This window comes from Enterococcus sp. AZ067 (genome assembly GCF_051715005.1).
Classification (GTDB): Bacteria; Bacillota; Bacilli; order Lactobacillales; family Enterococcaceae; genus Enterococcus_D; species Enterococcus_D casseliflavus.
Genome location: NZ_JBIOSY010000001.1, coordinates 2,977,935 through 2,993,783 on the forward strand (window position 1 = coordinate 2,977,935; position 15,849 = coordinate 2,993,783).

Consider the following 15,849-nt stretch of genomic DNA (forward strand, 5'->3'; position numbering starts at 1 on the left):
GTTCATCCTCTCATTTCTCTTTGATAGATTGATCGTAACACGCTTACATTTACACAAAAATAGCAGTTATTGACACTTTACTATCTATTCTTGTATGATAAAATCAAACGAGCACGAAAGGAGCCAATCATGGAGAAGCAAAGTGCGGACACGATGATCAACGATCGCTTTGAGGCCTTTCATATCAAAGACATCGTAGAAGAAAACAATACCCTTTATCATTACCATAGTTTTTATGAGATTCACTGTACCTTAAAAGGATCAGCGGTCTTCTTTATCGATGGCGGAGAATTCCCTCTAGAACCTGGTACGATCATCTTGATTCCTCCGAATGTCTTGCATCGAATCGTCCATCAAACTTCTGATTTTTTCGAGCGAACCTACCTGTATATCAATCCTAGTTATCTCGCTGCCCTCTCCACTACCCAAACAGATCTCACTGCCTGTTTTCGTAGCAACGGCGGCATCAACAGTCGTATTTTATCGATCGATGCCGACCAACTAGACCAGCTATTGCGACCTTTGCGCAAAAAAACGGATAGCAATTATGGCACCGACTTACTTTATCAAAATCATTTGATCGCGTTTTTGATTTCCATCAATACGATTGCCTATCAGGAAAAAGAACCGCTGTTTTTATCCGATTCACTTTACAAAAATAAAGACATTTTGGCTGCCATTACCTATGTCAATCAGCATTTGACCGCTGATCTCTCCTTAGAGACCGTCGCCAAGGCCCTTTTCATGAGTCCATACTCGCTTTCAAGGACCTTCAAAAAAGAAACTGGCGTCGCCTTTCATGCCTATGTCGTCAAGAAACGACTCTTAAAGAGCAAAGAAATTTTACGTAAAACCAGAAGCGCCACCGCCACCTTCGAAGCTTGCGGCTTCAACTCCTATACCCATTTTTTACGCTGCTTTAAACAAGAATTTCAGCTGACACCAAAAGAATTTTTACGAGAAGAAGCCCAAAATCAATTTGTCCGTTTTGCGCATTTTGCAGGGAAAAAATAGCAAGCCATTGCAAAGCGTCCACCATTGGCTCGTGTAAAAAAAGAGTTCCTGCTTGCCTGTCCTGATGTTGCACGACACAATACAAAAAGAATGACACATTTTCTCGTGTCATTCTTTTTGTATATTATAAAACTTCCCCATTTGAAGCGATCACTTTTTTATACCACTCAAAGGATTTTTTCTTGGTTCGTTTCAAGGTACCATTGCCTTGATCGTCTCGATCCACGTAGATAAAGCCGTAGCGTTTACTCATTTGACCCGTGCTGGCTGCTACAAGATCAATACAACCCCAAGTAGTATAACCAAGTAGTTCCACGCCATCGATCATCACCGCATCTTTGAAGGCTTGAATATGTTTTTTTAAATAGTTGATCCGATAATCGTCTGCGACAACCCCGTTCTCATCAGGGGTATCGATCGCCCCTAACCCATTTTCTACGATAAACAACGGTTTTTGATAGCGATCATACAATTGATTCAATGAATTTCTCAGTCCTAACGGATCAATCTGCCACCCCCACTCAGTCGATGGTAGATGTTCATTTTTAATTGATGGAAAGAGATTCCCGGTCGCTTGCGCATAGTCTTCTGGATGGGCACTGACCGTTCGCGAACAGTAATAAGAAAAACTGACAAAATCAACAGGAGAAGCCGCTAAAATCGCCTCGTCTTCAGGTGTCATTTTGATCGTTAAGCCTTCTCGCTCAAATTTTTTCAAGGCATAATTGGGGTATTTGCCTCGGGCTTGCACATCGATAAAGAAATAGCCTTCGCGATCACGATTGATTGCTTCTTGGTAATCTTCAGGTCGGCAAGTATAAGGATAATGACTGCCGCCAGCCAGCATACAGCCGACTTTATTGGTCGGATCGATCTCATGAGCTTTTTTGGTTGCTAAGGCACTGGCGACTAACTGATGATGCGCTGCTTGGTATTTGATTTCTTGACGATTGTCCCCTTCTTTAAAGACGATCCCGCCACCTACAAAGGGCTGATGTAGCAAAATATTGATTTCATTGATCGTCAGCCAATATTTGACCAACCCGCGATAGCGCTGGAAGACGGTTTCCGCATAGGTCACATAGAAATCAATGAGCCGACGATTTTTCCAGCCCCCAAATTCCTTGATCAAATGCAGCGGAACATCGAAGTGGGCAATCGTGACCAATGGCTCGATTTGATGTTTTCTCAATTCTTTGAAGATTTTCTCATAAAAAAGCAGTCCTTCTTCGTTGGGCGCTTCGTCATTGCCATTTGGAAAAATCCTTGACCAAGAAAGTGACATCCGATACACTTTAAAACCCATTTCGGCAAAAAGGGTAATATCTTCCATATAATGGTGGTACATATCAATGGCCGTTTGGGCTGGATAAAAAGAATCTTCCTGCCATTCTAACATCTTCAACTCACCAGCAGCGACTCTTGCGCGATCAGGACCAGTTGGTAAGAGGTCGACATTTGATAAGCCACGTCCTCCTGCTAATACACCACCTTCTGCTTGATTGGCAGCCGTTGCACCGCCCCATAAAAAATCATCTGATAATCCCATGTTATTTCCTCCTAAACTTTGACCACAAGTACTTCCTCTTCTTTAGCTACCAAACCTTCTTTCACACGTTCGACTGCGGTATATTGTGGTGTATTGGTAACGATGATCGGTACTTGTGTGACATATCCTGCAGCTTTTATCTGCGGTACATCAAACGTCAGCAATCGCTGCCCTTTTGTAACTTTTTGCTCTGCTTCTACTAAAGCATCAAAATACTGACCATTTAGTTCCACTGTGTCTAAACCGACATGGATCAACAATTCGATTCCGGTGTCTGAAACCAAGCCAATCGCGTGTTTGGTAGGAAAAACAGCAGCGACTTTTCCATCAAAAGGCGCAATGACTTCACCGATGGGTTCATCGACCGCAAATCCTTTTCCGAGTGCTTCAGAAGCAAATGCGTCATCTTTGACTTGATTCAACGGAATCACGATTCCCGGTACAGGATTGATCAAGCCGGTATCTTCTAGTACTACTGCTTTCATCTCCGGAACATCAATTGTCACTTTTGTTTCATATTTGAAACTTAAGACATAGGTAACGGCCCCACTCACCACAGCTGCAATCACCAATGCGATAATGATGTTCCAAAAATAGCGCATCGTATCATCACCGATATATAGTAAGATTGCTGGGAGACCAGACGAACCGGTCGCAAAGCGATGCGTATTGGTCAAGCCAGCATACAAACCACCAGAAGCCCCACCAATCATTGCCGCAACCAACGGATATTTTTTGGGCAAATTGATGCCATATAAAGCGGGTTCGGTAATCCCCATGTAGGCAGTGATTGCCCCTGATACCGCCAACTGCTTAGTTTTTTTCTCTTTCGTACGCAATGCGACAACTGCTACTGCGGTTGCTTGAGCAATGTTTGAGACCAATGCCCCTGGACCAAAAATACTGTCATACCCAAGTTCTGCCATTTGCATCACCCCTAAAGGAGCAATCCCATTGTGCAATCCAAACATCACCATGATTGGCAAAAAGCCCCCAATCAAAACCGCTGGAACCCAGCTAGCATGGACACTTAAGAAGGTAAAGAAAGTTGCCAAATAACCACCCAAGATACTACCGATCGGTCCAAATAGCGAGAAGGCTAATGTACCCATTATCAAGAATGTTAGCATCGGAACAAAAACCAGCTCCACTGATTTTGGAATCACTTTGTTCAAAAACTTTTCGACATACGATTGGAAAAAAATCACGATCAGGATCGGAATGACTGATCCCGTATAATTTGCTAATGTAAAAGGAATAACCCCAAAAAAGTGAACGGGTTCGCCTGCTGTGACCAAGGCACCCCAATTAGGATGCATCATCATAGCAGCCACTGAAGCCGCTAAAATCGGATTGCATCGCAATTTTTGTGCCACAGTGAAGGCCAGGATCATTGGTAAGAAGAAGAAAACACCATCTGCAAAAAGATTCAGCATGTAATAGGTTTGCGAATCAGCCGTGATCACATCAAAAACGATCAATAAAGCCAAAACTGCCTTAACCATTCCGGCACCGGACAGTGCGGGAATAATTGGTTGAAACGTTCCTGCCACAAAATCGATCACTGCAGCTGCTGGTCCTTTTTTCTCCCCAGGTTCCGACGCCCCTGATGATTGAAGCGAAACCAATTTTGTGACTTCTTCATAGACATCTTTGACATGTGTTCCGATCACGACTTGATGTACCCCTGCGTTATTGATGTATTTGGCAACCCCATCGAGTGCCTCTAGTTCTCCTTGATCTATACGCTTTTCTTCATTGACTTTAAAGCGCAATCGGGTTTGACAGTGATAGGCATCCGTGATATTTTCTTGTCCCCCCAGATACTGGACGATTTTTTTTGCTAATGATTGATAATTTTCACTCATACATTCCACCCCTAAATAAATTTCAAAGAAAATCTATGTTGTATGTGCTTACCGGTATAACATACTGTTCTTTCTGCCAGCAATGTACCATTTATAGAGAGCGTTTCCAATATATTTTCCTAAAGACGAAATGGATTTCATCTTTTCATTAAAAACCGCTCTTTTTTCGAAATCCATTCCATTAAAAGACCAAACATCGCCTTGACGAAGCCACTAGAAACAATGATATAATTTACTAGATGATTGTGTTACTTTTGATTTATCGCGATCATAATAGGCTTTTTCAACGTAATGGACCCACCAACCGAAAAAGAGCGCCCCGATGATCCCGCAACAACGGATCAAACCACTGCTTCTTCCCCCAACCATTGAAGCAATCCTTACTGAATCAACGATTTGGTCTAGCCTGTTATGAACGGCTATTCTAGGTTGGATTTATAAAAAACAGGCGAAGGGAACGAAGAAACATGACAAACGCGAAACAAGCAATACCCCCAAAAACGATTTTCTTTCATGAAGAAGCTTTTCAAAAAACAGATCAAACGATCATTCGCTGGTTAGGAAACTCCGGTATTCTTCTAAACAGCCGTGGTACATGTATCATGGTCGATCCGGTCTTAGAAGGATTTGACCTGCCGTTACTGATCGATCTGCCAATCAAACCGGCGGCAGTCCCTCACTTAGATGCGGTATTGATCACCCATTCAGATAATGATCACTACGGCATTCCGACGATTGAAAAATTAGTCCCGGTTACCGATAGCTTCCATGGACCCAAATATGTTGCCGAACTTATGCAAGAGCACTTTCAAGTTGCTGCCCAAGGTCACGAAATCTATGATTCATTCACCGTTAAAAATTTGGAGATTTCTTTAACAAAGGCGTATCACCTTTGGCAAAATGAGACGACAAAATTTGACCGTGTCTTCCAAATTGAGGACTATTGCGGCTTTTGGATCGATACTCCGGATGGTTCCTTGTGGATTCCTGGCGATTCTCGTCTTTTACCAGAACAATTAGAGATGCCTCAACCAGATGCGATCTTATTTGACTTTAACGACAACGCTTGGCATATCGGCTTTGAGAACGCCGTGAAACTGGCAAATACCTATCCTCATGCTGAATTGATCCTCTCCCATTGGGGAACAGTGGATGCTCCGCATATCGATGCTTTTAATGGGGACCCTGAAGCTTTGTACGATCGGATCGTCAATCCGAAACGGATTCGTCTAGTTGCTGCCGGTGAGCCGATCGAATTGAAATCAACCACTTCCAACAATTTAGAATAGGAAAAAAGGACCACACCGTTTTTGGTGTGGTCCTTTTATTCTTCTGCCATCTCTTTAAACGTCGTTCTTCGACTCGTTTCTAAATAACGAGCGTTGCTGATTTTCATTTGGATATTCTCCTGATAATCGAGGGAAAAAATCTGAGCAAACAAAACCGTCAAAAGGAATTGAATCGATTCTTCTGTGGAAAAATTTCCGATTTTAGAATATAGTTTTTCTCGGCTAGCAATCGTCAAGACGATCGTCGAATAGTCCCGCAAATAGTTGTCCCCACCACTCGTAAGACTGATAATTGGCACACCATTTTTCAGCAATGTTTTCACATTTTTCATAGGATAGGTCTCTGAATTATTGCCAGAATAAGAGATAAGAATGGCACAATCCTGCGGGGTCAGCGTTTGGGAAATCAAGCCCGCTTCGTCCGTATCCGCAACAAAGGCTTTTTTATGAATCGTGTTTAAGTTGCGTTTAAACAGCTGCCCGAAATACGAATTTGGACTACGCCCATAGATGACAACGTTTTGAGCGCCATTGATTAGTCGAGCGGCTTGATTCAGGTCTTTTACCGTCATAAGTGCCGCTGTTTCTTTAATCGTCTGCATGCGCAAGTTCGCCAAGTTTTCAATGATTTCTAATGTGTCTGCCGCCTCACCAAAAGGGATATTCACATCGATCGTTGCTGAGCCATCATCAAAGTGTGCCAGTTCATGCACGAAGGCATACACAAATTCTTTCCAACCGGAAAAGCCAAAATATTTTGCAAAACGGACTAACGTCGGCTTTGAGGTATGGGTCAGTTTTGCGATTTCTTCCATAGTATACTCACTGACTTTTTCCCGATTGCCTAGTAAAAAATCACCGATCGTCCTTCTTGCATCATTTTGTTTAAACGCTGCTTCTTCAATTTTTTGAAAAAGATACATCTGGTTCTCCCTTCTGATTGCTGCTGTTAGTTTTACACGTCCCATTCATTCACGTTTCTTTCTATCTAAAAGCACTGAAAGTGATGAATTGAAGACAGAAAAGCGTGGAGCACGCCAGCGTATGCCTACCCTCGTTCAAAATACAAAAAGAATTTATTTCCCAAAAGGGCGATCATACCAATCAGACATAGCATGCCCCCTGATAAGATCATCTGCATCCCTGCTGTTTCATTGCCGCTGACTAGTATCAGCAAGCGTGATGCATAGGGTGCGAGCGTGACCCCTAAATTGTAAGCAACGATCGAGACGATCGTGCCAAACTTAGCTTCTGCTTCACCACCAGTCGTCAGCAAGTGGGTGAAAAAAGGCATGATGCTGCGAAAGGCAAAGCCTAATAATAAAGAACAACCCAAGAGTAGCCCCACTGTCTGCAATGGATAAGTCAAATAGACGCTGCTTCCTGCAAGCAATGCCGCAATGGGCAGCAACCAGCGATGTAGGCGACTGTATATCAAGCCAAAGGCATTGCCGGCGATAAATGCTCCCGTCGCAATGGCGGCAATCATGTTACTGCCTTCAGTGGCGTCCCCGATTCCTTTTTCCAATAACAATGGTGTGATCTGTAAATTGTAATTAATAAATAAGACAACGATTAGAAACAAGAGCACACCCAGAACGAATGATCGCTGTTTCCGTTCTTTTGAAACCGTGACGTTCGCCAATAACGTCTCATTAGTCACAGCCTGTGTTTCGTTTGGAATAAACAGCTGGACAAAGAAGAGACTGATCAGGGCAAAGCCATAAACCAAGAAGGACATTTCCCAACTGATTTTCACTAGCTGCCCAACCAGCAAAGTCATAAAGATACCACCTAAGCCACCGACGGCACTTTCTAATCCAAGAGCTTTGGCTTTCTTTTGCGGCTCATTTTGAAACAGCAAACTAATCATTTGAATCGCCAAACGATTGAATAAGCCGATCCCGAAGCCAAGAATCCCTCGAGAAAGAAACAAGACGGGAAAGCTCCCCTGATACCATGCCGGCAGCGTGCCAAAAACCGCCACAATGACCAAGCCGGTGACCATCGTGTATTTTTTGCCGATCCTTTTTTCGATCATGCTGGTAGTAAAAATCCCCAGTAAAAGAAACAATGATGGAATCGTGGTCAGTAACCCAATGTAGACCGCATCAACTTCTGGAAAACTTGCCGCAATCGCTGGGACATTGGCAGAAATCGCCGGTGCCGAATAGACAACCATTGCCACCGACAGCAGTGCCAACAACTTCATAGAAAAAAATTTCATAATTACCCCTTTTCTTTTTACAAAATACTATTTTTGTTTCTCTGAGCTCAACCGGATAAGACACCAAAGCAATCTTTTCCTACCTCTTTATTATTTGCTGGATCGCCAGCTTTTGACCAATGCTTCCTACGCTGAGGCTTTATGCTTGAAAAGCATTGGTTTTCTGCATTTGCTGGAGATCGTCACCGATTGTTTGCGAAAAAACCTTGCAGTTTGTTTTACTGCAAGGTTTCCTTCGATCATTCATTTTTTAACAATCCTATCAGCTACACAAAACACCCTAAGAGAACTTATTTCTGCAGCTGTTCTATGACATCTTTCGTAATTGCCTCAGCAGTGATACCAAGTTCGGATAAAACGTCCGCTGCTCGGTAGTTATCATAAAATTTCTTTTCTAAGCCATAGTTTTTGACGGCAATCTCACGATCACCAAGATAGCTGGCAATCATTTGTCCATAGCCGCCCTCTCGTATGCCGTCTTCCAACGTGACAACGAGTTTATGCGCTCGTGCCACAGCATCCAGCAACTCTTTGTCGACCCCTGAAATAAACTTAGGATTGATCACCGTTGGCGTAATTCCATGTTGCATTTCCAATTGTTCAGCGATCTCTTCTGCTAGCGCATAAAAGTTTCCGACACCGACGATGGCTACCTGCGTACCAGCTTGAGTCACCTCATTTTTTTGATCGCTGTAGTCAGTAGAGGCTGCCACTGCCGTTTCGTTGACAGGTCCAACCGGTACTCGGATCGCAACTGGAGCGTTGGTTTGTTCCAGCGACCAATCCAACATTGCTAGATATTCTTCTTTAGAGGTTGGCGCAAGATAAACAAGGTTGGGAATATGTGCCAAAAAGGGGATATCAAAAATTCCCAAATGGCTCTCGTCATTCATTCCATGAATCGATGCACCGTATACCAGAATCGTTCCCGGCAGATGATTTAGGGCCAAATCATGGGAAATTTGATCAAAACTACGTTGCATAAAGGTAGAAAAAACGGCCCAGACAGGTTTCGCTCCATTTTTTGCTAACCCAGCAACCATCGATAGCGCATGTTCTTCTGCAATACCCACATCTACAAATTGTTTACCTGCTTTTTCTCGTTGTTCTGGAGAAAAAAGCAGCATCGGTGTACCAGCATTTACTGCCACAACTTTAGGATCTGTCGCCATTTTTTCTAATAAATAATCCGTCGTTAAGCTGTTGTAGGTTACTTGATTGCCGCCAGCAGAAATATATTCGCCTGTTTCTAAATGAAAGGGACCACCTGCATGAAACTTTTCACGATTTTCTTCCGCAAACTTGAAGCCTTTGCCTTTGATCGTATGAATGTGTAATAAAACAGGATGATCAATGTCTTTCACTTTTTCAAATAAAGCGATCAAGGCAGCGAGGTCATTTCCGTCATCTAAATAGTGGTACTCAAAACCAATCGCTTTGAACAGATTATCTGCTGCTTGCCCCTTGGTTTCCCGCAATGCCCGCAAATTCTGATACATCCCCCCATGGTTTTCTGCGATTGATTGGTCATTGTCGTTGAGGATCACGATGGTATTGGTGCCTAATTCCACAATATTGTTCAAGCCTTCAAACGCTAAGCCACCTGATAGAGAACCATCGCCAATGACGGCAACGACGTTATACGTTTCATTTTTTAGGTCACGGGCTTTCGCCACACCATTTGCCAACGAAACTGAGGTGGAGGTATGACCGACCGTAAAGAGATCGTGCTCGCTTTCTTTCGGATTCGTGTAACCAGAAACCGCATCATACTGAGCAGCATCAAGAAAGGCATGGGCGCGTCCCGTCAACATTTTGTGGATATAGGTCTGATGAGACACATCAAAAATCAGCTTATCGGTGGGGGAATCAAAGACCTTATGCAACGCGATCGTCATCTCAACCATCCCCAGATTGGGGCCATTGTGCCCCCCATGGTGACTGATTTTTTCCAATAAAGCAGTTCGTGCTTCTACTACCAGTTCTTGAAGTTGCCCACTGGTCAATTTTTTTAACGCTTTGGGGCTTTTGATTTTTTCTAATAACATGTACATACCTCCTGTAAAAATGTTTGAATGGTTCGTGTGTTTACTCACAAGGAAAAAGACACGAAATCGAAATGAGTGGATCGTTCTCTAAAATGAAAAAAAGCGGCAATCGGAGATGGACGCTCTTTTTTAAATTCCTGTCAAACCAAGAAATAGCAAGTTATCCTGAAGGGAAATTGTGATTTTTCTTAGTTCTAACAATCGCTGCTCATTTCTTCTATCTAAAAAGATACCACCTAGAGTTGACTTTAGGTCAAGTGGTTATTGAAACATTTTTAACAAGAACTCTCCAATCTAATCTAAGGGATTTTTCTAACTTATTATTCTCTATTTTTTTCATTAATTAACAGAATGATTATTTTCTCGTAGAAACGCAAGTAATTAATATAAATTTATATTATACAATACCCTTTTATATAGACAATTACTATTTCCCTTAAGAATAAAAAGATATTAAGGTACCTTGAATATGATTCCTAAATCATTAAGTTCACGATTTAAAAACTACAGGAAATCACAATATAAGTTATTCTTAACAAAACAGTTCTATAATTTATTGGCTGATAAATCAAGATAATATCTTATTTTGTTAGGCATTAATTTTGCAAAATTAAATATTCCTTATTGACAAATAATCTTAAATCTCTATTAGAAAATGAAATACCAAATGTTAAATTGTTAGTTCATTCTTCTTATATGAGCTCCCACCATTTTTTACTGGAGTTACAATTACATAGTTTCTGATACAGATTTTTGCTAAAATCTGGTTGATTATTTAAAATGATATAAAAATGATAAGAGCTATCCTTAGTATCAGAAATCACCATTTATACCCATTTTTTTTATAAAAAAAAAACAATGTTCCCAACCAGTAGAAACATTACGAAATCGGTTATTTTACAAAGCACTTTCTACTGTTATCTATAGAAAAATCATATATATATCAAAACTATCTCTTTGGAAGATAATTTTGATAATATATATGTATTAAATTATCTTATTAATCTCCCATCTCTTTATAATAAAATTTATTTTTCATATGAGACATAAATGTAAGAGTAAATAAAATACCAAGTACAAGAAAGTTTATTCCATATAAGCTATACAAACGCGTGAAATTTAGTTTATCCGAATCCATCAAAATAAGAATTATAATCATTACAATAGTGTTTATACTGATTGTCAAGGTAAAAACAGTTGTACTACGTTCCAAGCTTTGTAAAAGATATTTGGATATTTCATATAATGGACTAACCACCATCACAATAAATATTATTGGCAACATACTCGGCATTAACTGAAATACACTAGGATCGTTAGTGAAAAACTGAAAGAAGGAGTCTTTTAATATCCATATAAGGGATATAACTCCTAAATACATCATCAAAGAAGAAAATAATGTAATCCTTCCAATTTGAAAAACCCCCTTGCTGCTCTTTCTACCATTTGCTTCACTCGCAAAAACTGTCACTGCATTCCCATACATTAATGTTGGTAACCTTGCAATCATTAATCCTTGACCAATAATAGCATAAGTTGCTAGAATGTTGACGCCTAATCGAGCAACAACACCTTCAAATGCGATTATAAACAAAATTCCTTCACAGCATTCTTGAAGAACCATTGGAATAGACTTGAACAATAGAAATTTCATTTTGCGTGGGGCATTTTTAATACTGCCTAATAGAATTCCCTTCAAATTAATGAAATAAATTATCACCATAAAAATCAGCGAAACTATACTTGCAAGACCACTTCCTAACACTCCCAAAGGAGATATTCCTAACTCACCATTAATAAATATATAGCTTAGAGCAACCTGCAATAAAGCGGTGAACATTGAAACATAAAAAATGTGATTGGTCTTTTTTTCAATTTTTAAAAGATTTGTAAAAACAAATGATAGTAATGTAAACAGAATATATGGAGACATAATAAAAAGATAAATAGTGGCAGTTCCTAATAAATCCCCCGTAAAACCATAAACAATACGAAGAATTTCTCTACCAAAAAGTAGAATAATCAACATGAAAGCTATTCCAATTATTATACTTAAATAAAATATCGAGGAAATATAGACTTTTAAATTTTTATCATCTTTAGCGCCTAACGCTTTTGCTCCGTATATATTGAAAGCAAAACAAATGACCCCTAATATTCCTCCAAAAGCATATAGAAAGCTATCGATCATGGCAATAGCAGCAAGCGACTCAGTTGATTTACGAGAGATTATAGATAGTGAAACTAGCGAGATAATTACTTGCAATATGTTAGATGCAATTAATGGCAGTGTAAACGATTGAATTTTCTTGTTCACTCTCAATTCTCCTTACTCATACTTTGGCAAAAGGTTCTAGCTCTAGATAAATATCAGTTAGAATTAGATTCGGATAAATTAAATCTTTTATAGGGACATTATTTAGAAAATCAATAATACTTGCTTTACAAAGTTCGGTATCGATATCATATTCCTCAACTAGACAGGCTGCTATTTGATTCAGAGTAAAGTTTTTTGATAAACAATACAAAATTTCGGCTCCTACAATATCTACACCATAATATTCTAAAAATACAGGATCAAATACTGTAAATGAATCACCATCTCTTTTGAAAAACAAATCTTTTTTTCCTTTAATTTTGAACTGTTTTTTTTCCATTTATTCTTACCTACTTTCTTCTGGATCATAAAAGCATGCAAGGTCTGAACCTAATAAGCTTCCATCCATTTCTAATGCACTGCACCGACACCCGCCGCCACACCATGTATGAGGGCAAACAGAACACTTACCGGAGATATCTTTAAATTCAATATTTCTTAATTTTTGGAATACAGGGGAATCATTCCATATTTCTAAAAATGATTGTTTATTTATATTACCAGCAATCAAACTATCTATACCATTCATTAAATCACATCCATATAAATCACCTTGATGGGATATTGAGCAAGATTTGATCCCAGCTTGACAAGAAATTTCTCTTTCTTTATCAAACTCATTCATACTAAAGCCCCAAACGCTTAATAAGTCAAGTCTATCATAATAGGCTAAAGGAAAATAATGTTGCCAAAAAATATCACTTTCATTGGGTGGAACAATTTTAAAATGTACTTTAAATTCTTTTTTTTGTATACGCTCTGTTAACTCCATGAAAACAGGATACCAATGCTCCTTATCAGCCAATATACTCCCATCATTGGCTCGTCCTGTGGGGCAAATAACCATAACGCTCATAAAATCTATATTAAGCATATCATTTAACTTGATAGTATTAATCAAATCATCTACATTATGCTTACCTAAAGTGAATAATGTTGATACGGGTAAATTATATTTTTGTAGATTTCTGATACCTTCTATTGTTTTTTTGAAGCTACCTATTCCTCTTGACATATCATGAACTGATGATCTACTACCGTCTACAGTAACGCAAATTCTATCTAAATTAAGTTTTGACAACTCTTTTGCCTTCTTCTGAGTAATCAGATTTCCATTTGTGTTTAGAATTTTAGTGAAATTATACTTATCAAAATGCGTTAATATCTCGATTATGTCGGTCCTCATAAACGGTTCACCACCCGTTACTGCTACTCGTGGAACTCCCGCTAAATCAAGTTCTCTAAAGATAGAATCAATTTTTTCAACAGTCATTTCCCCTTTCTTGCTAGCAAAAGGACCAGATTCAGCGGAACAATACTCGCAACTAAGATTACACCTATTCGTTACACATAAATCTACAAGTAATGGGCTTTTATAAAATTTTCTCATATTAACCTCCTTCAAGTTAGTTCTTGAATCAAATTTTAAATAACGTACGATCTATGTGATTTGAGATAGCATTCTATGAAACTATACAAATCATATAAAAATAAAAAATGTCAACTAGAATATTCAGAGGGTATTGAATATTCCGTTTAACACTCCTTAATCGTTAATATGTAACCATAGTCATTTCCGTGGCGCTATTTACTTTATCTACATATTAGAGAGATGAAAAAATAGATTCTACCACGGAAATAACTAATATTTATTTCGTTTTCTAATTGGTATGTCAAGAAATAGTGTTAATGACACCTCTTGAATAACCTGCTAGTCGTTGATTATCAGAATATATCCTCACGAAAAAAACACATTCTCCATAATTATTTTTATCTGATAGTCATGACGTTTTAATTTTTCCCCCATACATGAACACTTTCCATTTTTGGAGTTTTAAATTCTTTTTTAAATTTCAAATAAATCACCTCCTTCAATAATATTTATATGAAGAGTCGCCACACTCTAAATATTAGAACCTATCCGCCAATTAACCAGCATGTGAAAATCTCAAATAGTTCCATAACAATGCTCCTTCCTAAAATTAAGTTATATTTGTTATAATTTAACTATACTGGATTCAAAAAGAAAAATTTAACTTGTAAACTAAAATCACATTTATTTTAGGAAAGGAGTTGCTTATGAGCGATTACGGAAAAACTTATTGCGAAATAAGAAAAAGTAAAGGAATAACACAATCAGAGATTTGCAAAGATTTCATTTCAAGAACCAGCTTGTCTAAATTTGAAAATGGAAAAGTAATCCCTTCTGTTCAAACTTTTATTGAACTCATAAACAGGATTGATGTTAGTTTTAACGAATTTCTTTATATCAATCAAGGATATCGAACAAATGAAAAACAACGAATTCTTAATCAATTTTATTCTCTATTTTCAAATAATGAAGTATCTAAATTGCTTGGTTTAAAGAATGAATGCCTAGATTTTCAAGAAAAATCATTTAGTAAAACGATAGATCTACTAGTCTATATAATCGATTCTCTAATAGAACTATCTAAAAATAATAAAAAAGTGATTCCTTGTTTTCCTAAAATTCTTCTGACTGTTCCGTGGGAAGATATGCAGAATTATTTATGGTGGAATATTGATGACATTAAATTAATAAACTGTTGCTTATATTTATTTCCAACTGAAACAGCAATAAGTATTGCAAACCAGTTGGTTATTCAACTAAGACGTTATAATGACTTCGAAAACACAGCTTATTTAGAGTGTGCAATTCACTTGAATATTGTTTTGTTATGCTTGCAAAATCAACAGTTTAAAGACGCAGAGACAACTCTAGAGTTAGTAATTCCTCTTGCAAAAAAAATAAAGCGTTCCGATTATTACTCCATAGCGATTGCTCGAAAAAGCTTTTTGTGCAAAGATAAAAAATTGTTAAAAAAATCCTTGCAAATTGCGAACTTATTTGATGATCAATTATTATTTGAATCAATAAAAAAAGAAGAAGCACTATTTTTTTGAAATTACCTTCAATCATTTTAGACATTATTTGTCATGAGATAATTCTATACGTTATGTTATGAGACAACTTTATAGTAAAGAGAAACCATCAACAATTAACGTTTCTTACAAGTACAAACTTAAACAAAATGGATCGCCATCTTTTCAAAACTTACCAAATAAGTATGCTTTAATTTTTCTCCTCTAACTTGGCTACTTCATTTAATATCTGTTACACATTTAATACTTATTGTTCATATTGCATTTAAAACTGTACTTTTTCACTTTAAGAAATATGAAATAATATCTCCTTCACTTTAGTTTTAAAGGAGTAATTTCTAGACTCTATAGTTTGCGGAATTGACGTATCAGAAATGATTCTTCAACTCCATCTTCATTAATAACTCACGCCAATAAAAAAATCTGGGTCAGAATGAAATTCATTCTGACCCAGATTTTTTTACACAACTCATCAGTCATTATTGACAAAAAGCCCAGTAAAATAGAACCTAAAAAATCCATAAGCGACTTATTATTCTTTGCTCGTTGATTTAACCAATTTTATCTAATTTT

General features: G+C 38.2%; 12 protein-coding genes. 3 read left to right on the forward strand and 9 right to left on the reverse strand.

The genetic code is table 11. The features are described 5' to 3' along the window. The first annotated feature begins 129 nt into the window (after window positions 1-129). On the forward strand, window positions 130-1,014 hold the full coding sequence (locus IGI82_RS14165) for an AraC family transcriptional regulator (RefSeq protein ID WP_266167220.1): 885 nt from the start codon (window positions 130-132) through the stop codon (window positions 1,012-1,014). Between the two features lie 124 nt (window positions 1,015-1,138). Here the strand turns inward: IGI82_RS14165 and IGI82_RS14170 are convergent, their stop codons facing one another. The 3 genes from IGI82_RS14170 to IGI82_RS14180 form a co-directional block, all read right to left on the reverse strand. Then, on the reverse strand, window positions 1,139-2,563 hold the full coding sequence (locus IGI82_RS14170) for a 6-phospho-beta-glucosidase (RefSeq protein WP_016612701.1): 1,425 nt from the start codon (window positions 2,561-2,563) through the stop codon (window positions 1,139-1,141). An 11-nt stretch (window positions 2,564-2,574) separates the two neighbouring features. Then, on the reverse strand, window positions 2,575-4,431 hold the full coding sequence (locus tag IGI82_RS14175) for a beta-glucoside-specific PTS transporter subunit IIABC (RefSeq protein ID WP_315037105.1): 1,857 nt from the start codon (window positions 4,429-4,431) through the stop codon (window positions 2,575-2,577). 213 nt (window positions 4,432-4,644) lie between these two features. Then, window positions 4,645-4,800 (reverse strand): hypothetical protein, encoded by a 156-nt coding sequence (locus IGI82_RS14180; protein WP_008380736.1) that lies wholly within the window; start codon window positions 4,798-4,800, stop codon window positions 4,645-4,647. A 98-nt stretch (window positions 4,801-4,898) separates the two neighbouring features. On the opposite strand from IGI82_RS14180, the gene IGI82_RS14185 reads away from it, so the two are divergent. Beyond that, the gene (locus IGI82_RS14185; RefSeq protein ID WP_008380735.1) at window positions 4,899-5,720 is read left to right on the forward strand and encodes an MBL fold metallo-hydrolase; all 822 of its coding nucleotides are present in this window, start codon (window positions 4,899-4,901) and stop codon (window positions 5,718-5,720) included. 35 nt (window positions 5,721-5,755) lie between these two features. Here IGI82_RS14185 and IGI82_RS14190 read toward each other — a convergent pair whose 3' ends face one another. The 6 genes from IGI82_RS14190 to wgkB form a co-directional block, all read right to left on the reverse strand. After that, window positions 5,756-6,643 carry a MurR/RpiR family transcriptional regulator gene (locus IGI82_RS14190; RefSeq protein WP_008380734.1) on the reverse strand — a complete coding sequence of 296 codons (888 nt, stop codon included), beginning with the start codon at window positions 6,641-6,643 and terminating at the stop codon, window positions 5,756-5,758. 125 nt (window positions 6,644-6,768) lie between these two features. Further along, window positions 6,769-7,947 carry an MFS transporter gene (locus tag IGI82_RS14195; protein ID WP_061053172.1) on the reverse strand — a complete coding sequence of 393 codons (1,179 nt, stop codon included), beginning with the start codon at window positions 7,945-7,947 and terminating at the stop codon, window positions 6,769-6,771. A gap of 290 nt (window positions 7,948-8,237) precedes the next feature. Further along, the gene (locus IGI82_RS14200) at window positions 8,238-9,995 is read right to left on the reverse strand and encodes a 1-deoxy-D-xylulose-5-phosphate synthase (protein WP_438842370.1); all 1,758 of its coding nucleotides are present in this window, start codon (window positions 9,993-9,995) and stop codon (window positions 8,238-8,240) included. A gap of 1,000 nt (window positions 9,996-10,995) precedes the next feature. Next, complete coding sequence (locus IGI82_RS14205; RefSeq protein WP_181409181.1) at window positions 10,996-12,312, reverse strand: MATE family efflux transporter; 1,317 nt, start codon at window positions 12,310-12,312, stop codon at window positions 10,996-10,998. A 16-nt stretch (window positions 12,313-12,328) separates the two neighbouring features. Next, window positions 12,329-12,652 carry a PqqD family peptide maturation chaperone WgkC gene (wgkC, locus tag IGI82_RS14210; RefSeq protein WP_115232705.1) on the reverse strand — a complete coding sequence of 108 codons (324 nt, stop codon included), beginning with the start codon at window positions 12,650-12,652 and terminating at the stop codon, window positions 12,329-12,331. A 6-nt stretch (window positions 12,653-12,658) separates the two neighbouring features. Continuing rightward, entirely contained in the window at window positions 12,659-13,762 is a 1,104-nt protein-coding gene (wgkB, locus tag IGI82_RS14215) for a radical SAM/SPASM peptide maturase WgkB (protein ID WP_438842371.1), read from the reverse strand. A 689-nt stretch (window positions 13,763-14,451) separates the two neighbouring features. On the opposite strand from wgkB, the gene IGI82_RS14220 reads away from it, so the two are divergent. After that, complete coding sequence (locus IGI82_RS14220; protein ID WP_181409182.1) at window positions 14,452-15,297, forward strand: helix-turn-helix domain-containing protein; 846 nt, start codon at window positions 14,452-14,454, stop codon at window positions 15,295-15,297. The last annotated feature ends 552 nt before the right edge of the window (window positions 15,298-15,849 follow it).

Excerpts from the sequence above, each read along its gene's own strand:
- IGI82_RS14165 (WP_266167220.1), top strand. The coding sequence starts at position 130 with ATGGAGAAGCAAAGTGCGGACACGATGATCAACGATCGCTTTGAGGCC.
- IGI82_RS14170 (WP_016612701.1), bottom strand. The coding sequence starts at position 2,563 with ATGGGATTATCAGATGATTTTTTATGGGGCGGTGCAACGGCTGCCAAT.
- IGI82_RS14175 (WP_315037105.1), bottom strand. The coding sequence starts at position 4,431 with ATGAGTGAAAATTATCAATCATTAGCAAAAAAAATCGTCCAGTATCTG.
- IGI82_RS14180 (WP_008380736.1), bottom strand. The coding sequence starts at position 4,800 with ATGGTTGGGGGAAGAAGCAGTGGTTTGATCCGTTGTTGCGGGATCATC.
- IGI82_RS14185 (WP_008380735.1), top strand. The coding sequence starts at position 4,899 with ATGACAAACGCGAAACAAGCAATACCCCCAAAAACGATTTTCTTTCAT.
- IGI82_RS14190 (WP_008380734.1), bottom strand. The coding sequence starts at position 6,643 with ATGTATCTTTTTCAAAAAATTGAAGAAGCAGCGTTTAAACAAAATGAT.
- IGI82_RS14195 (WP_061053172.1), bottom strand. The coding sequence starts at position 7,947 with ATGAAATTTTTTTCTATGAAGTTGTTGGCACTGCTGTCGGTGGCAATG.
- IGI82_RS14200 (WP_438842370.1), bottom strand. The coding sequence starts at position 9,995 with ATGTTATTAGAAAAAATCAAAAGCCCCAAAGCGTTAAAAAAATTGACC.
- wgkC (WP_115232705.1), bottom strand. The coding sequence starts at position 12,652 with ATGGAAAAAAAACAGTTCAAAATTAAAGGAAAAAAAGATTTGTTTTTC.
- wgkB (WP_438842371.1), bottom strand. The coding sequence starts at position 13,762 with ATGAGAAAATTTTATAAAAGCCCATTACTTGTAGATTTATGTGTAACG.
- IGI82_RS14220 (WP_181409182.1), top strand. The coding sequence starts at position 14,452 with ATGAGCGATTACGGAAAAACTTATTGCGAAATAAGAAAAAGTAAAGGA.